Annotated in this window: 23 protein-coding genes; 14 read left to right on the top strand and 9 right to left on the bottom strand. The window is 67.1% G+C overall.

Features of this window, described 5'->3' with window-relative positions; all coding sequences use genetic code 11:
- Window positions 1–64: 64 nt before the first annotated feature.
- Both JAO74_RS09895 and JAO74_RS09890 read right to left on the bottom strand, forming a co-directional pair.
- Window positions 65–1,000 (bottom strand): hypothetical protein, encoded by a 936-nt coding sequence (locus tag JAO74_RS09895; RefSeq protein WP_199037505.1) that lies wholly within the window; start codon window positions 998–1,000, stop codon window positions 65–67.
- Between the two features lie 335 nt (window positions 1,001–1,335).
- Window positions 1,336–1,773 carry a DUF1810 domain-containing protein gene (locus JAO74_RS09890; RefSeq protein WP_199037927.1) on the bottom strand — a complete coding sequence of 146 codons (438 nt, stop codon included), beginning with the start codon at window positions 1,771–1,773 and terminating at the stop codon, window positions 1,336–1,338.
- A 66-nt stretch (window positions 1,774–1,839) separates the two neighbouring features.
- Between JAO74_RS09890 and JAO74_RS09885 the strand changes: the two genes are divergently transcribed.
- The gene (locus JAO74_RS09885; protein WP_199037503.1) at window positions 1,840–2,346 is read left to right on the top strand and encodes a hypothetical protein; all 507 of its coding nucleotides are present in this window, start codon (window positions 1,840–1,842) and stop codon (window positions 2,344–2,346) included.
- Window positions 2,347–2,366: 20 nt separating this feature from the next.
- On the top strand, window positions 2,367–2,993 hold the full coding sequence (locus tag JAO74_RS09880; protein WP_199037501.1) for a YbhB/YbcL family Raf kinase inhibitor-like protein: 627 nt from the start codon (window positions 2,367–2,369) through the stop codon (window positions 2,991–2,993).
- Window positions 2,994–3,467: 474 nt separating this feature from the next.
- Here the strand turns inward: JAO74_RS09880 and JAO74_RS09875 are convergent, their stop codons facing one another.
- Window positions 3,468–4,412, bottom strand: coding sequence for a GGDEF domain-containing protein (locus tag JAO74_RS09875; protein WP_233150869.1), 945 nt, complete (start codon window positions 4,410–4,412; stop codon window positions 3,468–3,470).
- Window positions 4,413–4,587: 175 nt separating this feature from the next.
- A complete protein-coding gene (locus JAO74_RS09870; protein ID WP_199037497.1) occupies window positions 4,588–5,124 on the bottom strand; it encodes a peroxiredoxin in 537 nt (178 codons plus the stop codon).
- A gap of 69 nt (window positions 5,125–5,193) precedes the next feature.
- Between JAO74_RS09870 and JAO74_RS09865 the strand changes: the two genes are divergently transcribed.
- Window positions 5,194–6,024: an inositol monophosphatase family protein gene (locus tag JAO74_RS09865; RefSeq protein ID WP_199037495.1), complete on the top strand. Its 831-nt coding sequence runs from the start codon at window positions 5,194–5,196 to the stop codon at window positions 6,022–6,024.
- A gap of 24 nt (window positions 6,025–6,048) precedes the next feature.
- On the opposite strand, the gene JAO74_RS09860 is transcribed toward JAO74_RS09865, so the two are convergent.
- Complete coding sequence (locus tag JAO74_RS09860) at window positions 6,049–6,798, bottom strand: hypothetical protein (RefSeq protein WP_199037493.1); 750 nt, start codon at window positions 6,796–6,798, stop codon at window positions 6,049–6,051.
- Between the two features lie 187 nt (window positions 6,799–6,985).
- Window positions 6,986–9,103, bottom strand: a complete 2,118-nt coding sequence (locus tag JAO74_RS09855) for an AsmA family protein (protein ID WP_199037925.1) — start codon at window positions 9,101–9,103, stop codon at window positions 6,986–6,988.
- A 158-nt stretch (window positions 9,104–9,261) separates the two neighbouring features.
- Between JAO74_RS09855 and rpmI the strand changes: the two genes are divergently transcribed.
- The 7 genes from rpmI to JAO74_RS09820 all read left to right on the top strand — a co-directional run bounded on the left by rpmI (window position 9,262) and on the right by JAO74_RS09820 (window position 16,526).
- Window positions 9,262–9,465, top strand: coding sequence for a 50S ribosomal protein L35 (rpmI, locus tag JAO74_RS09850; protein ID WP_056524182.1), 204 nt, complete (start codon window positions 9,262–9,264; stop codon window positions 9,463–9,465).
- 18 nt (window positions 9,466–9,483) lie between these two features.
- Window positions 9,484–9,849: a 50S ribosomal protein L20 gene (gene rplT, locus JAO74_RS09845; protein WP_056524185.1), complete on the top strand. Its 366-nt coding sequence runs from the start codon at window positions 9,484–9,486 to the stop codon at window positions 9,847–9,849.
- A 257-nt stretch (window positions 9,850–10,106) separates the two neighbouring features.
- Window positions 10,107–10,436: a GIY-YIG nuclease family protein gene (locus JAO74_RS09840; RefSeq protein WP_199037491.1), complete on the top strand. Its 330-nt coding sequence runs from the start codon at window positions 10,107–10,109 to the stop codon at window positions 10,434–10,436.
- Window positions 10,437–10,458: 22 nt separating this feature from the next.
- Entirely contained in the window at window positions 10,459–11,544 is a 1,086-nt protein-coding gene (pheS, locus tag JAO74_RS09835) for a phenylalanine--tRNA ligase subunit alpha (protein ID WP_199037923.1), read from the top strand.
- Complete coding sequence (gene pheT / locus JAO74_RS09830; RefSeq protein WP_199037489.1) at window positions 11,541–13,991, top strand: phenylalanine--tRNA ligase subunit beta; 2,451 nt, start codon at window positions 11,541–11,543, stop codon at window positions 13,989–13,991. The genes pheS and pheT overlap by 4 nt, the downstream gene beginning before the upstream one ends.
- On the top strand, window positions 13,984–14,859 hold the full coding sequence (locus JAO74_RS09825) for an aldose 1-epimerase family protein (protein WP_199037487.1): 876 nt from the start codon (window positions 13,984–13,986) through the stop codon (window positions 14,857–14,859). Before pheT ends, JAO74_RS09825 begins: the two co-directional genes overlap by 8 nt.
- Before the next feature lie 143 nt (window positions 14,860–15,002).
- Entirely contained in the window at window positions 15,003–16,526 is a 1,524-nt protein-coding gene (locus JAO74_RS09820; protein ID WP_199037485.1) for a peptide chain release factor 3, read from the top strand.
- 4 nt (window positions 16,527–16,530) lie between these two features.
- On the opposite strand, the gene JAO74_RS09815 is transcribed toward JAO74_RS09820, so the two are convergent.
- The 3 genes from JAO74_RS09815 to JAO74_RS09805 are packed head-to-tail and all read right to left on the bottom strand — an operon-like array spanning window position 16,531 to window position 20,894.
- Window positions 16,531–17,439, bottom strand: coding sequence for a flagellin (locus tag JAO74_RS09815; protein ID WP_199037484.1), 909 nt, complete (start codon window positions 17,437–17,439; stop codon window positions 16,531–16,533).
- A gap of 12 nt (window positions 17,440–17,451) precedes the next feature.
- Window positions 17,452–19,554 (bottom strand): flagellar hook-associated protein FlgK, encoded by a 2,103-nt coding sequence (flgK, locus tag JAO74_RS09810; RefSeq protein WP_199037482.1) that lies wholly within the window; start codon window positions 19,552–19,554, stop codon window positions 17,452–17,454.
- 23 nt (window positions 19,555–19,577) lie between these two features.
- On the bottom strand, window positions 19,578–20,894 hold the full coding sequence (locus tag JAO74_RS09805) for a flagellar hook protein FlgE (RefSeq protein WP_199037480.1): 1,317 nt from the start codon (window positions 20,892–20,894) through the stop codon (window positions 19,578–19,580).
- A 186-nt stretch (window positions 20,895–21,080) separates the two neighbouring features.
- On the opposite strand from JAO74_RS09805, the gene JAO74_RS09800 reads away from it, so the two are divergent.
- The 4 genes from JAO74_RS09800 to JAO74_RS09785 are packed head-to-tail and all read left to right on the top strand — an operon-like array spanning window position 21,081 to window position 24,227.
- Window positions 21,081–21,485 carry a flagellar biosynthesis repressor FlbT gene (locus tag JAO74_RS09800; protein ID WP_199037478.1) on the top strand — a complete coding sequence of 135 codons (405 nt, stop codon included), beginning with the start codon at window positions 21,081–21,083 and terminating at the stop codon, window positions 21,483–21,485.
- On the top strand, window positions 21,485–22,828 hold the full coding sequence (fliI, locus tag JAO74_RS09795; protein WP_199037921.1) for a flagellar protein export ATPase FliI: 1,344 nt from the start codon (window positions 21,485–21,487) through the stop codon (window positions 22,826–22,828). The genes JAO74_RS09800 and fliI overlap by 1 nt, the downstream gene beginning before the upstream one ends.
- The gene (locus JAO74_RS09790; protein WP_199037476.1) at window positions 22,825–23,265 is read left to right on the top strand and encodes a hypothetical protein; all 441 of its coding nucleotides are present in this window, start codon (window positions 22,825–22,827) and stop codon (window positions 23,263–23,265) included. Before fliI ends, JAO74_RS09790 begins: the two co-directional genes overlap by 4 nt.
- The gene (locus JAO74_RS09785) at window positions 23,262–24,227 is read left to right on the top strand and encodes a peptidoglycan-binding protein (RefSeq protein WP_199037474.1); all 966 of its coding nucleotides are present in this window, start codon (window positions 23,262–23,264) and stop codon (window positions 24,225–24,227) included. The genes JAO74_RS09790 and JAO74_RS09785 overlap by 4 nt, the downstream gene beginning before the upstream one ends.
- The last annotated feature ends 25 nt before the right edge of the window (window positions 24,228–24,252 follow it).

Genomic DNA, 24,252 nt, shown 5'->3' with positions numbered 1-24,252 from the left:
GGTTCCTTGTTCGGCAACGATGGATCGAATCGGGGATGGAATCGGTGGTCGGCGCGGCGCACGGTCATGGCAGCCGCACTTTGAAGCTGACGGTCCGCATCGCGCCGGGTGCGGTGTCGCCCAGCACGACCGAGATGGTGCGCGGGCCGGCGCTGCCGGCGTCACCATCCGCGGCATCCGACAGGACCGCGCCGTCCAGGCTCAGGCTGCCGGGCAGATAGGTCGTGCCGGCCGGCACCGGATCGTCGATCCGTGCGGTGCGTGTCGCATCGGGGAAGCGCGCGACCAGCGTATAGGTGACGACGGCGCCGCTGACCGGTTGCGCCGATCCGTCGGGAGCGACGACCGCCTGCGACTTCGACAGCGTCGGCCCCGCCGCGTTCGGTCCCAGGAACGGGATATCGGCGCTCGCCGTCGCGCCGGTGTCGCCGACCACCGCATCGCCGCCGCCGTCGCCCGCACCGGGGAAGGTCTCGGTCGTCGGGCCGGACCCGGTGATCGCGGTGGCGGTGACGTGCAGATCGCCGCCCGCCGCCGTCATGCCGGGGGTCGCGGCGACGATCGCCAGCAACGGCAGCGACTCGCCCGGCTGCATCACCGGTGTCGGCCCGGTCAGCATCGTGTCGGTCGCCGCATCGAACCGACCATCGCCGTTCCGGTCGATCGCCACGCCGTCCAGCGCGATCGTCGTGACGCTGGCGCTGACGTCGATCGTGAAGGATTCCTGCCCGCTGCCCAGATTGGTCAGGACCAGCGGCACCGTGCCCGGCGTTTCGTCGACGACGGGGACGCTGCCCTGCGGGGCGAGGCCGACGTCCAGCCGTTCGGCCACGACGATGGTGACGCTGTTCGACGGTGCCTGATAATCGGTGCCGTCCAGCGTGTAGGAGATGCTGGCGGTGTTCACGATCGCGGTGCCGGCCCGCGTCTGCCCCGATGCCGGGGCGCTCTGTGCCATGCACAGCAGGGCGAGGACGATCGGGCAGGCGCGCCCGATCATCGTCTTCCCTGCTATAATGGCATGACAGCCCACCATCTCGTCCCCGTGTTGATCGAGGGCGAGGATGGGCAGTCCTGCTTAATCAAACTATACTAACCCAAAGCGGCAGTTATTATGTCGCTAAGCGATCGATTTCGGGCCGAAACGGCGGTAATCCGAAAGCGGCTATCAGCCCATTCTGCGAAAAATGGGTCTATTTTTCTGGGCGTTGCCACTGGTCACGGCATCACTCGCTCGACTCACCGCATTTATCGTATCAGTGCGCAACCTATGGGGAAATGAGTGGTTACATCGTCACACCACGTGACGGTCGTACGCACGTGGTGACCATATTCCTATAATAGCGCCAGTGTCACTGTATCCCGGTCGCCATCGAAGAAGCGATCGAGTGCAGCGCGGAACGGTCGGGGATCGGTCGCCACCTTCTCGAACAGCGTCATCGACGACCGCAGCTTCACCGCATCGATCCCGCCCATGATATCTTCCGCGGTTCCCGGTGCCCCGGTCACCGCGATCGTCGCCTCGACCAGTCGCGGTCCCAGTACCGGATGTGCCAGATAGAGGCGTGCCTCGTCGGCCGATGCGATGGCATAATGACGCGCGGTGTCGCTGCGGCCCAGTCCCGCGATCTGCGGGAAAATCCACCACATCCAGTGCGTCCGCTTCGCGCCCCCACGTAGTTCGGAAAGGGCGGTGGCATAGGTCGATGCCTGCGCGTCGACGTACCGGGACAGATCATGGGCCACCGCTGCTGCTCCTTCATGCGTACTCATCGGCAACCGACCGGGGCGGCGGGCGTTCCTTTCATTGTCGATCATCGGGATCGATCGGAGACCGTCATGTGGCGTGAAGCGATCATCGTTCTGACCGCCCTGTCGATCGAGGGGTGCGGCAAGCGTGACGATGAGAATGCGATGGCGGCCAATTCCTTCGTGCCGCCGGTAACGCAGGCGCCCGCACCGCTGCCCGGTCAGGAACATGCCAGCCCGCTGACGGCCTATGTCGGCCATTATCCGCGCGACGCGGTGGCCGGCGTGTCGTTCTTCGACCGGACCGAGGTGGCCAATGCGCTGATCGAGGCGGTGCCGGACGAAAAGGTCCGCCGCATGATGATCGGTCCCGACGCGACCCGCACGCCGATCTTCCAGACCGGACGGCGGATCGCGGCCTATGGATGCGAACAGCATAATTGCGGCGACCATAACTGGACCATCTACACCGCCATCGATGGCAACGCCGATCAGGCCGCCGTCTGTTACCACCAGGCAGAGACGATGGGCGATGCCAGCCGCTGGACGACGCGCAGCGGCACGACGCGCAAACCCGGCGCGTGCCCATCCGCCTGACCCGCAAAAGGAGATTCCCGATGCTCGAACATGTTCCCCAATGGCTGGGCCATGCCCTGCGCGACGTCCGCGCGGGCATCGACAAGCTGGCGATCGCGCAGGAGCCGCTCGGCACGTTCGAGCGGTTCGACCTGTCGAGCATGGCGTTCGCGGATGGCGGTCGCCTGCCCGAACGGTTCACTGCCGATGGCGCGGGTGTCTCGCCGCCGTTGATGTGGCGCGATCCGCCGGCGGGGACGGCACGGCTAGCCCTGTTGGTCGAAGACGCCGATTCGCCGACGCCGCAGCCGCTGGTGCACGCGGTCGTCTGGGGATTGCCCGGCACGGCGGGTGACCTGCCGGAAGGTGCGATCGCCGCGGATGGCGCAGGCGATGGCGAAGAAAAGGACGTCGGCCGCAATTCGTACCGGCGCGAGGGGTGGCTGCCACCCGATCCGCCGACCGGGCATGGCGAACATCGTTATGCGTTTCAGCTGTTCGCGCTGGATGCGGATACGTCGGATGTCGGGGCCGATCCGGGGCGGTCGGCACTGGTCGCGGCAATGGCCGGGCATGTGCTCGCCGCCGGGCTGTTGATCGGGACCTATTCGCGCAGCGAGGAGGCGCCTGTCGGTCTGGTGGGTGAGGCGGCGGGGGCGACGGCCTGAGCGGTCCGTCGCCCGCCGGGACGATCAGATCAGCGCGACCGGCGCGGTGCTCATGATCGTGGCCACCGTCGAGAAGAAGGCGACGAGGCCGAGGATGATGCTCTGTTTCATGGGTCTGTATCCGGTGAAGTGCCCGTCGCGGATCAGGCGACGGGAAAGACGGGAGCGGCAGCGCAGATCGCGATGCTGGCGAACAGGAGCGCGGCGGCGGCGGAGCAGACGATGCGCTGGGCGGACTGGAAGGTGGACGACATGGCATTTCTCCTTGGCATCGGCCTGACGATCAGGGCCGATGCCAGCTGCATTGCAGATGGCGTGCCAGTTTCTTAAGCCGTTGTTTTTGCAGGATGCGTTTTGCGCGACCCTGAACACTTGGTGTATCGCGCCACCAACGGCGGCGAATTTCGCCAGATATCACGATGAAATGCGATGGTCGGTATCGGCAGTCCGCGCCGCTCCACCGACCCCCCGCTATTACCCGGCGCAAACGCGGTCGCGGCCCAGCGATTTGGCGTTGTACAACAGCTTGTCGGCGCGATCGGTCGCTTCCTCGGCGCTTTCATGCGTGCCCACCGCGACGATGCCGGCGGAGAAGGTGACGGCACCGATCGGCGCATCGGTGTCGCGGTTGCGCAGCCGGCGGTTCGCGATCGTCTTGCGGGCGCGATCGATCATCTTGGTGGCATCCGTCAGCTTCATACCCTTGATGAGGATCGCGAATTCCTCGCCGCCATAACGGGTGACGAGCTGGCCGTTGCAATTCTCCACCAGCGCGTGACCGATCATCTTCAGCACCCGGTCGCCGACGCCGTGGCCATGAACGTCGTTGACCCGCTTGAAATGGTCGATGTCGCACAGCGCCAGACAATAGGGACCTTGATCGGGCTTGCGCGTCGCATAGGCCTCCGCGAAGGCCAGCCGGTTGGCGAGGCCGGTCAGCGGATCGCGCCGCGCCGTTTCGCACGCCTCGGCCAGCTTGGTGCGCAGGCGTTCGGTTTCGTCGGTCGCCAGCGCCAGCTTCGTCTCCGAATCCTTGGCACGGGCGATCATCACGCCGGTGATGCGCGACAGGTCGGCGACCGCCACCGGCGTCGCCTCGTTGATCGCGGCGGCGCTCTGGGCGAGGTCGCGGCCGAAGCCATTGGTTTCGCGGCGCATGGTACGGACGATCGCGGCGAAATCATCGACCTGCGCCTGCGTTTCGGCCACCAGCCGTTCGGCCTGATCGAGTTGCGGTTGCCGCCGTTCCGATTCGGCCGCGGGGGCGCCGGCGCTCAGCCCGCCCGACAGGCGCACCATATCCTCGCGCGTCAACCGGCAGCCACCATCGGTCAGCCGAGCGACCTGTGCCGCCAACGGCCCGTTGGGCGCAACGAGCACCGCATAGGCGAACGCATAATGCGCCGGTTCGGGACTCAATCGATGTTCAGCGAGAAACGCACCGATTCGATGAAACAAACCGTCGGCTTCCCGTGCCCGCCAGGCAGTACTGGCATCCCCCATCGCTTCGTCTCCACTTACCCCTGAAGCAAGGTCTAGCGTAGAAACATTAGCGATGGGTAATTATAACCAGATCGGGTCGATCTTTGCCCGATCAGCCGTGCAGCTTCTTCACCGCCGCCAGCGTCTGGGCAACGTGATCGCCGGGATTCATATCGTCATGGACGAATGCCACACGGCCGTCCCGACCGATGACGTAGCTGGTGCGCGACGTGACGTTGCGGCCCTGTACTTCCTTGCCCAGCGCCACGTCGTACCCCTTCACCACCGCCGGGCCGGCGCTGGCGACGGCGAACTGACCGGCGCACTTTTCGGACGAGAAGCGGGCGAGCGTTTCGACATTGTCGGCGGACATGCCGATCACGGTCGCGCCGGCCGCCTTGAACTGGGGGATCGCCTCGGCAAAGGCATGCGCTTCGGCGTTGCAGCCACCGGTGAAGGCGGCAGGGAAGAAGTAGAGGACGACGGGGCCCTTTTTCAACTGATCCTTCAGGTTGATCGGCATCACCTTGCCCGCGATGGCGCCGCGGGTGGCGAAATCGGGCGCCTTGGCACCCAGTTTCAGCGCGGCGGTGGCGGGGACGGCCGACAGGGCGATGGCGGCAGCGGCGACGAGCAGGAGGTTGCGCATATTCATGATCCTCTTCCAGATGTTATCAGCGGTGTAGCGCGGCGCGGAGAGGCGCGATAGGCATTGGCGATGCCCGTCACGCAATCCGATATCGATCTCGCCCATGCCCTCGCCGATGCGGCGGGCGCGGTGATCCGCCCGTATTTCCGCCAGCCCCATGGGCTGGAACTGAAGGAGGATCGCTCCCCCGTCACGCTGGCCGACCGCGAGGCGGAGGCGGCGATGCGCCGGCTGATCGAGGCGGAGCGGTCCGGCGACGGCATCCACGGCGAGGAATATGGCATCAGGGAGGGCGTGACCGGCCGGCAATGGGTGCTGGACCCGATCGACGGCACGCGCAGCTTCACCGCCGGCCGCGCCATCTTCGGCACGCTGATCGCGCTGGTCGAGGATGGCTGGCCGGTGCTGGGGATCATCGACCAGCCGGTGCAGCGCGAACGCTGGATCGGCGTGGCGGGGCGGCCGACGCTGTTCAACGGCGTGCCGGTCCGCACCCGGTCCTGCGCCGCGCTGGAGGGTGCGACGGTGGCGACGACCAGCCCGCACCTGTTCGCCGAGGGTGACGTGCCGCATTTCATGGCGCTGGTCGCGGCGGTCAGCGGCGGCGCGCCGCGACAGGGACCGATCTATGGCGGGGACTGTTACAATTACGGCCTGCTGGCGTCGGGCCATCTGGATATCGTCGCCGAATCGGGGCTGCAACTCTATGACTTCGCGGCGCTGGTGCCGGTGGTCGAGGGAGCAGGCGGGCGGATGTGCGACTGGGACGGCGACCCGCTGACCGCGTCGAGCATCGGCCATGTGCTGGCGATCGGCGATCCCGCGCGGACCGACGACGTGCTGGAGGCGATCCGATCGGTGCCGCATTCGCATGACGCCCACGGTCCGGGAAGCCACTGACGCGTTCGGCCGGCCTGGTGGACGTCAGTCAGGCGCCCGGTCGGCATGGGCAACGGCGCGACGTCTTGCCCGTTTGATGAACAGGTTCAGGAACTGTTCCAGCTCGTCGACGCTGTCGGGCGTCATCACCGCCGGAAAGACGATCGTCACCACCCCCTCGTCGATCGTGAAGCGGTTCGTCTCTTCCCCGGGCCGTGTGTCGATGGTCGATGCGTCGAACGGGGGCGTATCGGGATACGCCGGTTCGTCGATGGTTCTGGGACTGGTGACCAGCGCATAGGCGACGGTGTCGTCATAAACGCGCAGGAACGCCCGTGCACCATCGGTAGTCAGGCCATGCGCGGTCAGCAAATCGGTAGCGACGGCATTGGCCGGGCGCTCCGGCCCCCAGCGATCGCGGAACTCAGTGATGAGCCGGGGCTTCAGCGCCGCGACCGCCAATGCCTGTTCCCTTTCGCCCGGAAGTTGGTCCGTCATGGCGCGGCGGCCGAGATCGGATATCCGCACCGTCCGGCGATCGCCCGCCCCGCGGCTGTCGATCAGCCCATAGGCCAGCAGCGCGGCCACCGTCTGCAACGCGGCGCTGCTTCTGGGCGTCAGTCCCCAAGCGAGAGTCGCCGCATCGGCGACGGAGATGTCGTGGCGTTCCGCCTGCCGATGAAATTCGGTCAGCCGCTCGACCGCCCTGGTCAGGCCGATATAGGGGAAGGACGGGCTGCGCTCGGCCCGTCTGATGGGCGATGAAGCCGGTTTAGTCGTCGAAGATCGATCCATGACAGCCTGTCATCCCATAACCCGATTCACTACAGAAATGAACTGATAGACTGTCACCAACCTATTGATAAAGGTAAGACCGAACCGCTACGACGGATATCGCAACAGCAGGGATGTCGTTTGGATCGTCGTGCGTGATGGATCGCCGGGGCGCGGATGGCAACCGGTGCGTCGTTGGACGGATCGGTCAGAAAATTCCGAGAAATTTCTTCCGCTGATTCTTCTGTTGGCCCTTGCTCGCCTTGCCGTCTTCGGATGTGGCGGTGGTGCCGCGCCCGACATCGTCGCGGGGTTTACCCTCGGTCGTGCGCTGCTGTATCGCGGTGGCGCCTGCGAGGACCGGGCCACAGGCGGTCGCCTTGGCATCGCCCACATCCACGAACGCCAGCACTCCGGCGATCGGCGTGGCCACCAGCGCCAGCCCCAGTCCGGCACCCGCACGGCTCAGCAATTCACCGCTGATGACGTTCAGCGTCGGCTTCGCGAAATAACCGCCCAGCCCGACGGGTGACTGACCGGACAGGAACGAGAATTTCTTGCCATCGGCGCGGAAGGCCAGATCGACCGCCTCGTTCCGGAAACTGAATCCGCCACGGCCGACAATGACGTTCTTCGACGTGTCGATCAGGATCGGATCGGCGGCGGCGACGCCATTGCGGACGGTGAAGCCGATCAGCCCGCAATTCACCTGCACCGGCTTCTTCAGCTTGTCCTCGAACATCTTCTGCGCGAACGTACCGAGATCCAGTTCGGCCAGCTGGACGTTGCGCGTCCACAACGTCCCCTGCGGCATCACGAAGGCGATGCGCCCGGCCGAGGTGGACAGCGAGTCGTGGATCGAATCGCCGCGACCCTTCAACTGGATGCGCCCCTTGATCGTGCCGCTGGTCCCCGATTCGGCGAGGCCGTAACCGGCCAGCAACCGTCCCATCGGCGTGGGGGCGAGGCGGATATCGTACGTCACCGCGCTTGGCCGCTGGCGCGTGTCGAAGATCATGTCGGAGGCGACATTGCCGCGCGCCATCGCGAACGTCAGCGGCGACAGCGTCAGCTTGCCGCGATCGAGATCGAGCGTCAGGTCGATGTTCGAGATCGGCAGGTTGCGCGACCGGACGATCCCGACCGTCCATTTCAGATCGGCATCGAACAACTGCATCGTCTGGATCGGCAACGGCGCATCGGGCAGCAGTCGCTGCGGCGCGGCACCGGTCGCGGCGGCGGCGGCGACCGCGCCCTTCTCCGCGACGATATCGGGGTTGTAGCCGATGAACGGGGCGGCATCGATGATGTCCAGCCGCCGGGTGGCGAGCTGCGAATCGAGATGGATGCGATCGCCGTTGGTGATCGTCAGCCGGCCGGCGAGATCGCTGTTGCCGAACGTGCCGGCCATCCGTGTGAAGCGATATTCCTCGCCCGCCTTCACCAGCTGCGCATGGATGCGATAGGTGCGGGTCTGTGGAATGGCGACGCCGATGATGCCGAGCAGCGTCGACATGTCACGACCCCGCGCCAGTGTGCGCAGCGGCACGTTTTCGATATCGGCGATCGAGGGCAGCGTGCCCGCCACGTCGATGGTGTTGCCCGCCGCCCGCATCCGCGCGACCAGTTCGTTGCGACCACGATTGGCGGTGGCATCCGGCGACAGCAGCCGCGCGGTGACGGTGAACGGCGTGTCGCGCAGGCGGCCATCGCCCTTCAAGCCCACCGCCTTGCCGATACGGGCGTCCTGCGACCTGATATCGTCCACCGCGACATTGGCGAGCAGGCGCATCCGGGGGTCGAGATAGCGGACCTGTGTGCCGGTAACGGTGGCGACGTCGATGCGGGGGAAGGCGAGCGGCTCGCCGCCCTTCTTGTCGCTGAACGTCCAGCTGTTGGTGCTGTGCGGCCGGTTCCATTCCAGATCGACCGCGCCATTGACCAGATCGAGCCAATAGATGTGCCGCTTGCCGAATAACAGCGACAGCGGCGCGATTCGCGCCTCGATCCGGTCGGCGGTGAACAGGGCGGGGCGGGTGGCCCAGCCGGGGTTCGAGATCGTTATCCCCTCGGCATAAAATTTGATCCGCAGGGGCGCGAAATAAAGCTGGAAATCGCCGCCCACGTCGACGGTGCGATGCATCAGGCCGCCGACGATGCTTTCGAACGGCCGCTTCAGGAACCGTCCCTTGGTGATGAATAGGACCAGCCAGACCGCCAGGATCGCGACGACGATGCCCAGCGCGATGTTGCGGATCAGCCGGCGCCGACGGGACGGACGCGCATCCGGCGTGGGGTCGTCGGTACGCGGCGCTGTGCTATCCATCGCGCCCCGACGCTCCGGCGACGGTTTCGGTTCCGCATCGGTTGCCATTCGCGGACGGGGCGGCTAAGGGCCGCGCTTCACGAGCGAAGCGCTACAGGACTGCCCGGCCATCAAGGGCTGCCGCGGCTGTCCCAGCTTCGCCAACCGAAAGGACCAAAATGCCCAAGCTGAAGACGAAGAGCGGCGTCAAGAAACGCTTCAAGCTCACTGCCACCGGCCTGCTGAAGCACGGCGTCGCCGGCAAGCGCCACCGCCTGGCGCACCACAACGGCAAGTACATCCGCCAGAACCGCGGCACGAAGCTGCTGTCGAAAGCCGACACCGCGACGGTGAAGGCCTGGGCGCCGTACGGTCTCGGTTGAGCGGAAGGATATAGATAGATGGCACGCGTAAAACGGGGTGTTACCACCCGCGCCAAGCACAAGCGTATTCTGGTTCAGGCGAAGGGCTATTATGGCCGTCGCAAGAACACCATCCGCATCGCCCGTCAGGCCGTCGAAAAGGCCGGCCAGTACGCATATCGCGACCGCAAGGTTAAGAAGCGTACGTTCCGTGGCCTGTGGATCCAGCGCATCAACGCCGGCGTCCGGGCCGAGGGCCTGACCTATTCGCAGTTCATGCACGGTCTGAAGCTGGCGGGCGTCGAACTGGACCGGAAGGTCTTGGCCGACATCGCCATGCACGAGGCGGTCACCTTCAGCGCGATCATCGCGCAGGCGAAGGCGGCGCTGCCCCAGGCCGCATAAGCGACCTGACGTAGTGGTTTCGGGCGGGGCGTCGGTGGCAACACCGGCGCCCCGTTTCGGTTTGGGGAGTTGTCCCCGTCATTACCATCCCTTCCGTCATCCCGGCGAACGCCGGGACCCATGGATACGGAACATTGGTAAGGGCGCGTTCCCGCACCACGTTCACCGCGGCCATGGGTCCCGGCGTTCGCCGGGATGACGGACAGGGGCGGGCGGCCTTGGTATGCACAGCCCGCTCACAGGACACGAGGACGACCGTGCGCGAAACTTTCCAGCCGTGCGTGTACATCCTTGCCAGTCGCCGCCACGGTACGCTCTACATCGGGGTCACCTCGAATCTGCTTGCCCGCATCGTTCAGCATCGCGAGGGGTTGATCCCCGGCTTCACGCAGCGGTACGGCGTCAGGCAACTCGTCTGGTACGAGATGCACGACACGATGGATGCCGCGATCCTTCGGGAAAAGCGGATGAAGGAATGGCGGCGGGCCTGGAAGATCGACCTGATCGAGGCGCGCAACGAACAATGGGACGATCTCGCGATCGGTTTTGGACTGCCCCGCATGGCGACGGCATCCGCAGGAGTATGAAGTGACGGACGACCTCGACCATATGCGCGACCACCTGCTGGCGGCCGTCGCCGCGGCACCCGGCCTCGATGCGCTCGACGCCGTGCGTGTCGATGCGCTGGGCAAGCAGGGGCGCGTCACGCAATTGCTGAAGACGCTGGGCGGCATGACACCGGATCAGCGGCAGGCAGAGGGTCCGCGCATCCACGCCCTGCGTGAGGCGGTGACGGCGGCGATCGGCGCGCGCAAGGCGGCGCTGGAGACGGCGGCGCTCGATGCGCGGCTCGCCAGCGAGACGCTCGACATGACGCTGCCGGCCGAGGTGCCGATGGCGGGCACGATCCACCCGGTCAGCCAGGTGATGGACGAGTTGGCGGAAATCTTCGCCGATCTGGGCTTCGCCGTGGCGACCGGGCCGGAGATCGAGACCGACTGGCACAATTTCACCGCACTCAACATTCCCGAAACGCATCCGGCGCGGGCGATGCACGATACCTTCTATCTGGCGGGCAGCGAGGATGGCGACGAGCGGACCACGCCGCGCGTGCTGCGCACCCACACATCGCCGGTGCAGATCCGCACGATGCTGGACCAGAAGCCGCCGATCCGCATCATCGCGCCGGGCCGCACCTATCGCTCCGATTCGGATGCCACGCACACGCCGATGTTCCATCAGGTCGAGGGGCTGGTGATCGACAAGGGCATCACGCTCGGCCATCTGAAATGGACGCTGGAGACGTTCCTGAAGGCGTTCTTCGAGCGCGACGACATCGTCCTGCGCCTGCGTCCCAGCTATTTCCCCTTCACCGAACCATCGGCTGAGATCGACGTCGGCTACACCGTCATCAAGGGCAAGCGCGTGATCGGCGGGTCCGGTGATGCGGCCGACGGCGGCTGGATGGAGGTGCTGGGCAGTGGCATGGTCCATCCGAAGGTGATCGAGGCGTGCGGCCTGGACCCGGCCGAGTGGCAGGGCTTCGCCTTCGGCTGCGGAATCGACCGGCTGGCGATGCTGAAATACGGGATGGACGATCTGCGCGCCTTCTTCGACGGCGATATCCGTTGGCTGAAGCATTACGGCTTCTCCAGCCTCGACGTACCCACATTGTCCGGGGGAGTGGGCGCATGAAGTTCACGCTGGGTTGGCTCCGCGAGCATCTCGACACCACCGCCGCGCTCGACACCATCGTCGAGGCGCTGACCCGCATCGGGCTGGAGGTGGAGGGCGTCCACAATCCGGGCGAGGCGCTGGCCCCGTTCCGCGTCGCGCGCGTCCTGTCGGCGGCACCGCATCCTCAGGCGGACAAGTTGCAGGTGCTATCGGTCGACGCCGGGCCGGAGGTGAACGGCGGTGCGCCGTTGCAGGTCGTGTGCGGTGCGCCCAATGCGCGCGCCGGGCTGGTCGGCGTGTTCGGCGGGCCGGGTACCTATGTGCCGGGCGCCGATATCACGCTGAAGGTCGCGGCGATCCGCGGCGTCGAATCGAACGGCATGATGTGTTCGGCGCGCGAGCTTCAGATCGGTGAGGGTCATGACGGCATCATCGAACTGGCCGATGATGCGCCGGTCGGCACCAGCTATGCCGATTTTGCCGGGCTGATCGATCCGGTCATCGACGTGGCGATCACCCCCAACCGGCAGGATTGCATGGGCGTGCGCGGCATCGCGCGCGATCTGGCGGCGGCGGGGCTGGGGACGCTGAAGCCGCTGGCCGAGGCATATCGGATGACGACGCTGGCGCCCGTCGAGGGCGACGGTCCGGCACCGGACGTGCGCACCGACGACCCCGCCGGCTGCCCCGCCTTCTACGCGCAGGCGGTATCGGGTGTGACGAACGGTGCCGCGCCGGAATGGATGCGGCGGCGGCTGACCGCGATCGGACAGAAGCCGATTTCGGTACTGGTCGATATCACCAATTTCGTTTCGGTCGATCTCGGCCGGCCGCTGCACGTCTATGATCGCGCCAAGCTGTCCGGCGCCCTCGTCGCGCGCAAGGCGCGGGACGGGGAGCAGGTGCTGGCGCTGAACGGCAAGACCTATGCGCTGGACGCCACGATGACGGTGATCGCCGACGATGCGGCCGTGCACGACATCGGCGGCATCATGGGTGGCGAGCATTCGGGCGTGTCGGACACGACGACCGACGTGCTGATCGAATGCGCGTTCTTCGATCCCGATCACATCGCCCGCACCGGCCAGAAGCTGACGCTGACCAGCGATGCGCGCCAGCGGTTCGAACGGGGCGTCGATCCGGCGTTCCTCGACGACGGGCTGGCGATCGCGACGCATCTGGTGGTCGCGCATTGCGGCGGCACGCCGGGCGCGATCACGCGGGCGGGCGAGCCGCCGCTGGAACCACGGATCGTGACGTATGATCCCGACCTGTGCCGCACGCTGGGCGGCCTGTCGGTCGCGCCGGAGCGGCAGGCGCGCATTCTGTTGTCGCTGGGCTTTTCGGTCGGGGCGATATGCCAGCCGGACGACTATAGCGACCTGCTGTTCTCGACGATCGAGGGTGCGTGGCCGGTGCGGGTGCCGACGTGGCGGCGCGATATCGATGGCCCTGCCGATCTGGTCGAGGAAGTCATCCGGATCGAGGGGATCGACAAGGTCGCCCCCGTGCCGCTGCCGCGTATCCCCGGCGTCGCCCGGCCGACCGCGACGCCCGAGCAGAAGCTGGAACGCCGTGTCCGTCGCGCCGCGGCGGCGCGCGGACTGGACGAGGCGGTGACGTGGAGCTTCCTGCCGGAGGCGCAGGCGGCGTCGTTCGGCGGCGGTGCCTTCACGCTCGCCAATCCGATCAGCGAGGAGCTGAAGGTGATGCGCCCCTCGTTGCTGCCCGGCATCCTGTCCGCCGCCGAGCGCAATTTGCGTCGGGGTGCCGGCAGCGTCCGGCTGTTCGAGATCGGGCGGCGCTATCTGGCCGAGGGCGAGCGCGCGACGCTGGGTCTGGTGCTGGCCGGCGACCGCCGGGCGCGGGGCTGGCGAGAGGGCAAGGCGGTGTCGTTCGACGCCTATGACGCCAAGGCGGAGGCGCTGGCGCTGCTCGCTGCCGCCGGTGCGCCGGTCGACAACCTGCAGGTGATGGGGGAGGCCGGCGAGGCATGGCATCCCGGTCAATCCGGCACGCTGCGGCTGGGGCCGAAGACGATCCTGGCGCGGTTCGGGATGCTGCACCCCAGCCTGGTCAAGGCGTTCGACCTCGACGGCGCGGTCGCGGCGGCGGAGGTGTATCTGGATGCGGTGCCGGGCAAGCGGCAGGCAGGCTTTATGCGCGCCGCCTATGCGCCGCCGGTGTTGCAGGCGGTGCGGCGCGATTTCGCGTTCCTCGTGCCGGCGGCGTTGACCGGCGATGCGCTGATCCGCGCGATCCGGGGCGCGGACAAGGTGGCGATCGTCGCCGCCCGCGTGTTCGACGTGTTCGAGCGTGCCACGGACAATGGAGTCGAGAAGTCGGTCGCGGTCGAGATCGTCCTGCAACCGGGCGACAAGAGCTTCGCCGAGGCCGATCTGAAGGCGATCGCCGACAAGGTCGTCGCGGCGGCGGCCAAGCTGGGAGCGAGTTTGCGTGGCTGATCTGATCTGGATTCGCGGGCAGGGCCTGTCGGCGGCGATCAATCCGTTCGGGGCGGAACTGACGCATCTGCACGACGCCGATGGCGCCGAGCTGATGACCAACGCCGATCCGGCGTTCTGGCCGAAGCACGCGCCGATCCTGTTCCCGGTGATCGGCATCACGAACGGCAGCGTCATCCGCGTCGATGGCACCGAATACCCGGCGGCCAAGCACGGCTTCGCGCGCGACATGGCGTTCGCGGTGGTCGATCAGGGGGCGGATCATGCGACCTTCGCGCTGACCGACACGACCGAAACGCGGGTGGCTTACCCCTATGCGTTCCGGCTGGAGATCGCGTTCCGTATCGACGGGGCGACCTTGTCGGTCGAGGCGCGGGTCATCAATCCCGCCGACACGCCGATGCTGGCGCAATTCGGTTTCCACCCCGCCTTCGCGTGGCCGCTGCCGTACGGGCAGGCGCGCGCCGATCATCGCATCGTGTTCGACGCCGACGAGCCCGGCCGCCTGCGCGCGATCTCGCCCGATGGCCTGATCGCCGTGCAGACCAACCCGTCGCCGCTCGATGGCCGCACGCTGCAACTGGGCGACGATCTGTTCATCAACGATGCGCTGGTGTGGGACCCGGTGGCGTCCGACGCCGTCACCTATGGTGCGGCCAGTGGACCCCGGTTGCGGATCGCGTTTCCGGACACCCCGGCGCTTGGTATCTGGACGAAACCGGGGGCGGCGTTCGTCTGTGTCGAACCATGGCACGGCATCGCCGATCCCGAAGGGTTTACCGGCGAATATCGTGACAAGCCGGGGGTGTTTTCGGTCGCGGCGGGCGCGACGAAGCGGATTGGTATGAGTGTGACGCTGGTGGCATAGCATCGCCCAGTCCCCGTTCGTGCTGAGTAGGGCCTGAGCTTGTCGAAGGCCCGTATCGAAGCACCTGCGCGCTCTCTCCAATCCTTCGATGCGCCATTTCGACAAGCTCAATGGCTACTCAGGACGAACGGTAGTTTTCGACCATGATCTCCCCCCGCCGCACCTTCGCGATCATCTCCCACCCCGACGCCGGCAAGACCACGCTGACGGAAAAGCTGCTCTATGTCGGCGGCGCCATCCATCTGGCCGGCGAGGTGAAGGCACGTGGGCAGAACCGGCGCGCGCGGTCGGACTGGATGAAGATCGAACAGCAGCGCGGCATCTCGGTCACGTCGTCGGTCATGACGTTCGAGAAGGACGGCATCACCTTCAACCTGCTCGACACGCCGGGGCATGAGGACTTTTCGGAGGACACCTATCGCACGCTGACCGCGGTCGATTCGGCGGTCATGGTGATCGACGCGGCCAAGGGCATCGAGCCGCAGACGCGCAAGCTGTTCGAGGTCTGTCGCCTGCGCAACGTGCCGATCATCACTTTCGTCAACAAGGTCGATCGCGAGGGCCGGCCGGTGTTCGAGCTGCTCGACGAGATCGCCGACATGCTCCAGCTGGACGTGTGTCCGATGAGTTGGCCGATCGGCATGGGCGGCGAGTTCGAGGGCGTGAAGAACCTCGCCACCGGCCGGATCAGCCGCCCCGAAGGCGACAGCCGCACCTTTCAGGGGACGACCGACGACCGCGCGCTGCCCGAACGCTTCGCCGACGAGGTGGAACTGGCGCAGGCGGGCTATGCCGAATTCGACGGCGACCGGTATCGCGCAGGCGACCTGACGCCGGTCTATTTCGGATCGGCATTGAAGGACTTCGGCGTCGCCGACCTGATCGGTGCGCTGGCCGAACACGCCCCGCCGCCGCGCCCGCAGCCGGCCGATCCCGCCCCCGTCGCGCCGGAGAACCCGGAAGTCACCGGCTTCGTGTTCAAGGTTCAGGCGAACATGGACCCCAACCATCGCGACCGGATCGCGTTCATGCGGCTGTGCTCGGGCGTCTTCAAACGCGGCATGAAGCTGACCCCGTCGGGCAGCGGCAAGGCCATCGCGGTGCATTCGCCGATCCTGTTCTTCGCGCAGGCCCGTGAAGTCGCGGACGAGGCGTATCCCGGCGACATCATCGGCATTCCCAACCACGGCACGCTGCGTGTCGGCGATACGCTGAGCGAGAAGGCGGACGTGCGCTTCACCGGCCTGCCGAACTTCGCGCCGGAAATCCTGCGCCGCGTCGTGCTGAAGGACCCGACCAAGACGAAACAGCTGCGCAAGGCGCTGGACGACATGGCCGAAGAGGGCGTGACGCAGGTGTTCTATCCGGAGATCGGGTCGAACTGGATCATCGGCGTGGTCGGCCAGTTGCAGCTGGAAGTGCTGCTCAGCCGGCTGGATGCGGAATACAAGGTCGCGGCCGGGTTGGAGCCGGCACCGTTCGACACCGCCCGCTGGGTTAGTGCGGAAGAGGCGGGCGACCTGAAGAACTTCACCGATCTGAACCGGTCGGCGATGGCGAAGGACCGAGACGGCAATCCCGTCTTCCTCGCCAAATCGTCGTGGGAGGTCGGCTATGTCGCCGACCGTTATCCCAAGGTGAAATTCGCCGCCACGCGCGAGCGCTGACCGGTCACTTCAGATATTGTGTCAGGCTGAGGCTCGATAGCTGAGTGAAGACCGAATAGCTGGCACGCAATACGGTCTGTTGTTGCGAAAGGTCACTGGCGATCTGGCCGTAATCGGCATCCTCGTTAGTCGAGATCAACTCGCTGAGCAGGTTCGCGCGTTCGTCGGCGCGGGTGCCCAGCGATTCGGTCTCTGCCTGTTTGCGGCCGTTCTCGGCGTTGAGCGCGCGGACGGTGGGCAGGGCGGCATCGATCTGGCCCATCGCGGTCTTCAGCGCGTCCAGCTGGGCGGCGGTGGGTGTTTCTCCGATCGTTCCAGCCTCTGCCAGCGTGCGGAAGGCAGCGAGCATGCCGGTGCCCAGTTCGCTCGCGCCGACGCCGTACGTCACGTCGACGCCGTCGGACAGCCGGGCGGTGGCGCGAACGCCGTCGTTGGTGAAGGCGGTGGCGGCGGTGGCACCGACGGTGTCGGCCAGCGTCTGCGGCTTGAACGGGATCTTGTCGGTCTGGGCGCCGGCGAATAGCGGCCCGCTGCCGTCGCCGGCGTTGAGCGCGGCGCGGAACTGGTCGAAGGCGCCGGCGATCGATCCCTGCAATCCCTGCGTCTGGCCGGTGCCGATCGCGGTCATGATCTTTTGCCGCAGCGTCGCCGACGATTCGTCGATCGTGGTGATGTTGGCGTCGTAGAGCGACAGCGTGGTGCCGAGCGCCCTGGCGGAAGAGGATTGCGCCTCCTGCGTCGAACGTAGCGTGCGGGCGGACAGGGTGCGACCGGCCTCGGTCCCCAGAGCGGCGAGATCGTTGGCCTTCTTGCCAGACGTCAGCTGTAACTGGGTGGCGGCCAGTCTCTGCTGCGCCTGCTGGATCGCGCCTGACAAGGTGCGCTGAAGGGGAATGGTGGCGACGCGGATCATCGGGACGGTTCCTTATCGCGCAAGCTGGAGGAGGGTGTCGTACATCGACGTCGCGGCGCTCATCACGCGAGCGGCGGCCGAATAGCTGTTCTGCAACACGACCATCTGCGACAGTTCCTCATCGATGCTGACGCCGGAGAAGTTATCGCGGCGGGCGACCGCATCGTCGCGGCGGGCGGCGGTCTCGGTCATCTTGTCGGCGGCGCGGGCGGCGGTGGTGCCGGTGTCGCCCAGCACGCTGTTGGCATAGCGCGACATGGTAGTGACGCCGGAGGTCCGCCCCAGATCGATGTTGGTGGAAAACGCATCGACGAAGCTGGTCGCGCCGGTGCGGTCGCCGACGCCCAGCGCCTTTTGCCCGACCGCCACGTTCTGCAACCGGGCGAGGGGCAGGCGGGTGACGTCGGCGGCGATGTCGCGCCGCACCTCACCCGCCTTCAGCGCATCCGTACCGCCGCTGAGGCCGGTGATCGTACCGAGGCTCAGCCCGGTGGCGCCGCGGCTGGTGGTGTCGGACAGCACCGACAGCGTGTTGCCGGCGGCGGCCGTCGTCGTCGCGAAGCCGATCCGTCCTTGCGAATCGAGCGAGAAATTACCGAACGCGGCCAGCGGGCTGGCGTTCAGTTCGGTGACCAGCGCGCCGAAGCTGGACCCGGTCGATCCGGTGATGGTCAGCGGATAGCTGGCTACCACGCGCCCCGACGTGTCGCGCAGGGCGAAATCGGTGGTCTGGCCGACCGACAGGCCATGCGGATCGGCGGCGGTGAAGCCGGTTGGCGTGAGCATCGCGCCCTCGCTGCGGACGACGTCGTTCAGGCCGAAGAATTGCGAAAAGCCGGTGCCGGCCCGGCTGCTGGGCGTGGTCGGGTCCTGCGCGACGACGACGCCATTGGCGCTGGCGGCGGCGGTGATCGACAGCTTGCCGCCCGTGAAGCTGGCGGTCGCGGCACCGCCCAGCCCGGTGTTGATCGCGGTCAGGGCGTCGGCGACGGTGGCCCCGGTGCCGAGCGCGGTGAAATCGACCTTCGTTTTGGCGATCAGCGTACCGTCGGCGGCGGTGACGGCAAAGGTGGCGGCGCCGGTGAAGCCCAGCCGGTCGGTAGTCGCCAGCGGCGTCGTGCTGCCCTGCAGGCTGTTGGGCGCGGGCACCGCCGTTCCCTGGTTCGACGCGGCGTTGAGCGAACGGGCGAGACCACTGTAGAGCGTGTCGAGTCTGGTGGAGAAGGCCGGCAGTTCGGCATCGCGCAGCGCGATCAGGCCGCCCAGCTTGCCGCTGGCGGCGGCGTCGATCCGCTCGCCGGTAGCCGCGCCCAGCGTTCGGTCGCTTTCGGCGAAGCGCACCTCGATCGGCGGATACAGCGCCTGCGCCGCGCCCGCGCCGTTCGACGGATAGGATAGCTGGCGCAACCGCCGGTCGATCAACTGGACGCCCGACGTGGTGTCGACGGTCATCCGGCCATCGGCCTGTTGCCGGGCGACGATGCCCATCAGGCCGCCAAGTTCCTCGATCGCGGCATTGCGCTGGTCGGCGGCACCGGCGGAACTGCGGCCCAGCCCTTCGGCACGGGCGACGGTGTCGTTCAGGTCGTAGATCTGGCTGAGCAGCGAATTGACGCGGGTGACGGTCTCGCCGACCTCGCCCTCGACATCGCTGCGCAAGCCGGAGACATCGCGGCTGAGCTGTTGCACCGATCCGATCGCGTCCTGCACGTTGCCGATGAAGGCCGCGTTCGTCTGCGCGCCGCCGGCCGAGCCCGTCATCTTGATCGCGGCGGACGAGATCGCGTCGAGCCGCGTGGGCAGGCCCGAATCGGAGCCGGTGGTGCCCAGCATCGCCTGCAACCGGTCGAGATAGGTCGATGCCACCTCCGCCCGGCCCGCCTCGCCGGCGCGGGCATAGACGGTGGCTTCCAGAAACTGGTCGGCGATGCGGTTCGGTTCGCCGACGGTGACGCCGGTGATTCGGCCGCCGGCGACATCGGTCTGCAGGGTCGTCTTTTCGCGCGCGTAACCGGGCGTCGAGACGTTGGCGATGTTGTTCGACACCGTGCGCATACTGGCCTGGGCCGCGCCCAGGCCGGACAGGGCCGACGATAGAATTTCGCTGAGCGACATCGCAGATGCTTCCTATCGGTCCGTCAGCGCTTCAGGTTGCTGACTTCCTGGAGCATGTCATCCACCGTCGTGATGATCTTGGACGCGGCGCTGTAGGCGCGCTGGAACCGGATCATGTTGGTGAATTCCTGCGCCAGATCGGCGGTCGATGCCTCCAGCTTGAACGCCTGGACATTGCCCGCGCCCAGCGAACCGGGGGCGTTGATCGCATAGGCACCCGACTGGTCGGATACGGTGAAGGCGTTGCCCGACACGCGCGTCAGCCCGTCCGGATTGGGGACGGTGGCGATCGGCAGCTGGAAGACGGCGCGGGTGGTGCCGTCGTCGAATACGGCGCTGACCTTGCCCGTGTTCGATACCTGGATCGACGACACGTTGCCCAGCTTGCCGCCATCGACGGATGAGTTGATGACCGACGAGTCCGTCGCGAACTGGGTCAGGCCGTCGAGGCCGTCGTCGCTGCCCAGACCGAGCGTGATCGGCTGCGATCCGGCGCCGTTGGTCCAGCCGGGGGTCATGGGCGTGAAGAAGGCGGCGGTGCTGCCCGCCTTGTCCAAGCTGCCATCGGGATTGAACTTGACGGTGCCGGATTTCAGCAGGCCACCGGCGGCGGCCACGTCCGTCGCGGGCTGCGCATAGATTTCCGCTTCCCAGGTGTTCGATCCGGATTTCAGGAAGCTCATCTTGACGCTGTGGGCGCCACCCTGCGTGTCATACACGTCGAACGAGCGCGAGAAGCTGGGCGTGATCGTGCCCGATGCCAGCTTACCGACCGCATAGGCATCGGCCGGCGTGGCGGGGGCATAGGCGGTGGTGGTCGATTTCAGGTTGGCGCGCATCGACATCTTGGCGGTCGCCGCCGCGGTGCCGGTCAGGTCACTCATCCGGATCGGTTCCAGCGCGTCGATCGAGCCGGTATTGTTGTATTCGCCCTGCGCGTCGAGCCGCCATCCCTGCAGATAGAGCCCGGCGGAGTTGCGCAGGAAGCCTTCCTTGTCGGTGGCGAACGATCCGGCGCGGGTCAGCGACATCGCTGAATTCTCACCCTTGCCGGTGCGGGTCACGAAGAAGCCGGCGCCGTCGATGCCCAGATCGGTGGCGTTGGTCGCCGCCTGCAACTGGCCGGATTTCGAGATCAGCGAGCGGGCCACCGAATTGACGCCACCGGCGACATAGGTCGCCCCGGCGCGGCCATCGGCCACCATCGTGCTGAACTGCGCGTCGACATTCTTGTACCCGACGGTGTTGATGTTGGCGATGTTGTCGCCGACCGCGGCCATGGCCGCTGATTCGGCGGACAGGCCGGACACGCCGGAGAACAGGGCGGAATAAAGGCTCAACGAACATCTCCCTCGACAAGCGGGACCGGACACACATGCCGGTTTGGCCTCATTATAGGGCGCGGCACCGGGCTTCGGTCGGGATGCGCGCGAAAGCTGACGGGCGGCAAAACTTGCCGGGGTTCGCGACCTGTGGAGGCACCCATATCCTATAATCGGTGCAGACACGTTAAGGATTGGGGTCCGATGAGCTTGCGCATTTCCCTTCGCGATGGCGAGAAGATGATTATCAACGGTGCGGTGTTGCAGGCCCGTGGCCGGACCGAGTTCGTGATCGAGAACCAGGTCGCGATCCTGCGCGGCCGTGAGGTGATGTCGCCCGCCGATGCCACCACACCCGCCCGCCGGCTCTATCTGGCGTGCATGATGGCGTATGTCGACGAGGGCGCCCGCGCGGAGCATCAGGACCGGATCGTGGCGCTGCTGGGCGATCTGCTCGGCGCGTTCGAAACGGCCGAGGCGCGTACCGCCTGTCTGGATTTCGCGCAGTTCGTGGCGCGGGGCGATTATTATCGCGGACTGGGTTTGTGCCGCACGCTGATGGCGCACGAAAGCGCTGTCTTTGCCCGCCTGACGGGAGAGGCCGCATGATGGAGATCTTCCGCGCCGCCACCGCCACGCTGCGCGATACGCCGGTCGAGGAACGCTATGGCACCGTCGTCGCCGCCCGCGGTGCGCTGATCGAGGTCGATGGTCTGGCGGGCGCCGCGCAGATCGGATCGCGCATCCGCATCGCCGCCGGAAAAGGCGTGCTGGAGGCTGAAGTGACCGGTCTCGATGCCGGACTGGCGCAGTGCCTGCCGTTCAGCGAGCCGCAGGGGCTGGCCGCGGGCGACCGTGCCGTGCTGGCGGCGGGGCAGTTCACGCTGCGTCCGTGCGAGGCGTGGCTGGGGCGAATGATCGATGGGCTGGGCCGGGCGGTCGATGGTCGCGGGCCGATGGCGTCGGGCCGGGTGGCGCGACCCATCCGTGCCAATCCGCCGCTGGCCGCCACGCGGGCGCGAGTCGGCGAGCGGGTCGAGACGGGGGTGCGCGCGCTCGACGTGTTCGCGCCGCTGTGTCGTGGCCAGCGGCTGGGCCTGTTCGCGGGTTCGGGCGTCGGCAAGTCGGTGCTGCTGTCGATGCTGGCGCGCTGGACCAAATGCGATGTCGCGGTGATCGGCCTGATCGGCGAGCGCGGGCGCGAAGTACAGGAATTCGTCGAGGACGATCTGGGGCCGGAGGGGCTGGCGCGCAGCGTCGTCGTGGTCGCGACGTCGGACGAGCCGGCGCTGATGCGGCGGCAGGCGGCATGGACGACGATGGCGATCGCCGAGCATTTCCGCGATCAGGGCCTGAACGTGCTGTGCCTGATGGATTCGGTCACCCGCTTCGCGATGGCGCAGCGCGAGATCGGTCTGGCGTCGGGCGAACCGCCTGCGACCAAGGGCTATACCCCGACCGTCTTCGCCGAGCTGCCCCGCCTGCTGGAGCGGGCAGGACCGGGCAAGGTCGGGCAGGGATCGATCACCGGGCTGTTCACCGTGCTGGTCGATGGCGACGATCATAACGAGCCGGTGGCGGATGCGGTGCGTGGCATCCTGGACGGCCATGTCGTCATCACCCGCAAGATCGCCGAGCGCGGCCGTTATCCGGCGATCGATATCCTGAAATCGGTGTCGCGCACGCTGCCGCATTGTCATTCGGCGGACGAGAACGCGATCCGCCTGGCCGCGCGGCGCATCCTGTCGACGCATGGCGACATGGAGGAGATGGTACGGCTGGGCGCTTACAAGCCCGGTTCCAGCGCCGAGGTGGATGAGGCGATCCGGCTGGCACCGGCGATCGAGACGATGCTGACGCAGGGCAAGGGCGATCGCGGCTATGCGGCGGCGACGTTCGAGACGCTGACCGAAATGCTGCAACCCGTCGACCCGATCGGCGTCGCGGCGTGAAGACCCCGTACGATGCGCCGCTGCGCGTCGCCGAGCGCGAGCTGGATGCGGTACGCACCGACATCGGCAAGGCGCTGGACGAGTTGCAGCGCGTCGAACAGGCGTTGGTCGCGATCGATGCGGCATTGGCGCGGGAGGCGGTGGTTGCCGCCGCCGACACGCGGATGGTGGCGGAGCGCTATTTCGCCCGCGCCCGTGACCAGCGGTCGCAACTGGGCACGGCACGGGTGACGGCGCAGGGGCGGCTGGAGGCTCTGCGCGCCAAGGCGGTGGAATGTTATGGATCGCGCAAGGCGATCGAATCCGCCGCCACGCGTTATCGTATCGAGGCGGAGCACGCCGCCGTGGCGGCCGAGCAGTCGGCGCTCGACGACATGGTGGCCGCGCGCCGCATCCGCCGTCGACCGGCGATGACGATCGTCCAGCCCCTGTCATGATCGACCGGATGTCGCTGCGCGCGCTGCCGCCGGCCGAGCGGGCGCGGGTGATCTATGGCGAAGCGCAATCGGCGATGTCGCGCCGGTTGTGGCAGGCGGCGTTGGGCAATGGCGGCGATGACGCCGCCACGCCTTCGTCCGGTATCTTGGGTGGCGGGTCGGCGGATCGATCCACGCTCGATACGTTGCTGGCATTGCTGAAGACCGAAGAGGCGGGCGACGCCGCGCCGATACCGGTGGCGACGCCACCCGCCACTGCTACCGCCGAGCCGGTCGAAGAGGCTGCCGCCGGGCAGGTCGCGGGGCTTGGTCCCAACGCGCGCTATGCCCCACTGATTGATGCGGCGGCAACGCGTACCGGAATTCCGGCGGCGGCACTGGCGGCGATCGTCGATGCGGAGGCGGGGAAGGGCGCGGACGGCAGCTGGCAGGCATTCTCGCGCAACCCGCGATCGAGTGCGGCGGGACTGGGACAGTTTCTGGGCGGCACATGGCAGGGCATGGCCGAAACCGAAGGCACATCGCTTAATCAGATGGCGCGGGCCAGGGGGTGGCTGGGCAACAACGGCGCGGTGTTGCCGGGTGCGCGCACCGCGTTGCTGGCGCTGCGATACGATCCGGCGACGGCGATCAATGGGATCGCCGATTATGCGCGCCGCAATCTCGATGGCCTGCGCCGCGCCGGTGTCGGCGGCAGTGTCGCCGGTAGCGATGGCGCGAATGGCACGGCGAAACTCGCCTATCTGGGACATCATCTGGGGCTGGGCGATGCCGTCCGCTTCCTGCGCGGGGGGCTGGGCGAATCACGCGCCCGCGTTCTGCTGGGCGCGCAGATCGGCGCAGCGGGCAGCGAGCGGCGGATCGAGGCGGCGGGTGGCGCGAGCGCCGCGCATCGCAGCTGGCTGCTCGGTTATCTCGACCACAAGGTCCGTCCGGAGCGCTTCGCCGCAGCTGCCGGATGATAGGATAGTAAAGGATATATACGGG

Source organism: Sphingomonas mollis (assembly GCF_016427505.1).
In the GTDB taxonomy this organism is placed as follows: Bacteria; Pseudomonadota; Alphaproteobacteria; order Sphingomonadales; family Sphingomonadaceae; genus Sphingomonas; species Sphingomonas mollis.
This window is presented reverse-complemented; position numbering and strand designations above follow the sequence as displayed.

Excerpts from the sequence above, each read along its gene's own strand:
- JAO74_RS09880 (WP_199037501.1), top strand. The coding sequence starts at position 2,367 with ATGCTCGAACATGTTCCCCAATGGCTGGGCCATGCCCTGCGCGACGTC.
- JAO74_RS09885 (WP_199037503.1), top strand. The coding sequence starts at position 1,840 with ATGTGGCGTGAAGCGATCATCGTTCTGACCGCCCTGTCGATCGAGGGG.
- rplT (WP_056524185.1), top strand. The coding sequence starts at position 9,484 with ATGGCACGCGTAAAACGGGGTGTTACCACCCGCGCCAAGCACAAGCGT.
- JAO74_RS09855 (WP_199037925.1), bottom strand. The coding sequence starts at position 9,103 with ATGGATAGCACAGCGCCGCGTACCGACGACCCCACGCCGGATGCGCGT.
- JAO74_RS09890 (WP_199037927.1), bottom strand. The coding sequence starts at position 1,773 with ATGAGTACGCATGAAGGAGCAGCAGCGGTGGCCCATGATCTGTCCCGG.
- flgK (WP_199037482.1), bottom strand. The coding sequence starts at position 19,554 with ATGTCGCTCAGCGAAATTCTATCGTCGGCCCTGTCCGGCCTGGGCGCG.
- JAO74_RS09820 (WP_199037485.1), top strand. The coding sequence starts at position 15,003 with ATGATCTCCCCCCGCCGCACCTTCGCGATCATCTCCCACCCCGACGCC.
- pheT (WP_199037489.1), top strand. The coding sequence starts at position 11,541 with ATGAAGTTCACGCTGGGTTGGCTCCGCGAGCATCTCGACACCACCGCC.
- JAO74_RS09785 (WP_199037474.1), top strand. The coding sequence starts at position 23,262 with ATGATCGACCGGATGTCGCTGCGCGCGCTGCCGCCGGCCGAGCGGGCG.
- JAO74_RS09800 (WP_199037478.1), top strand. The coding sequence starts at position 21,081 with ATGAGCTTGCGCATTTCCCTTCGCGATGGCGAGAAGATGATTATCAAC.
- JAO74_RS09865 (WP_199037495.1), top strand. The coding sequence starts at position 5,194 with ATGCCCGTCACGCAATCCGATATCGATCTCGCCCATGCCCTCGCCGAT.
- rpmI (WP_056524182.1), top strand. The coding sequence starts at position 9,262 with ATGCCCAAGCTGAAGACGAAGAGCGGCGTCAAGAAACGCTTCAAGCTC.
- JAO74_RS09815 (WP_199037484.1), bottom strand. The coding sequence starts at position 17,439 with ATGATCCGCGTCGCCACCATTCCCCTTCAGCGCACCTTGTCAGGCGCG.
- JAO74_RS09860 (WP_199037493.1), bottom strand. The coding sequence starts at position 6,798 with ATGGATCGATCTTCGACGACTAAACCGGCTTCATCGCCCATCAGACGG.
- fliI (WP_199037921.1), top strand. The coding sequence starts at position 21,485 with ATGGAGATCTTCCGCGCCGCCACCGCCACGCTGCGCGATACGCCGGTC.
- JAO74_RS09895 (WP_199037505.1), bottom strand. The coding sequence starts at position 1,000 with ATGATCGGGCGCGCCTGCCCGATCGTCCTCGCCCTGCTGTGCATGGCA.
- pheS (WP_199037923.1), top strand. The coding sequence starts at position 10,459 with ATGCGCGACCACCTGCTGGCGGCCGTCGCCGCGGCACCCGGCCTCGAT.
- JAO74_RS09870 (WP_199037497.1), bottom strand. The coding sequence starts at position 5,124 with ATGCGCAACCTCCTGCTCGTCGCCGCTGCCGCCATCGCCCTGTCGGCC.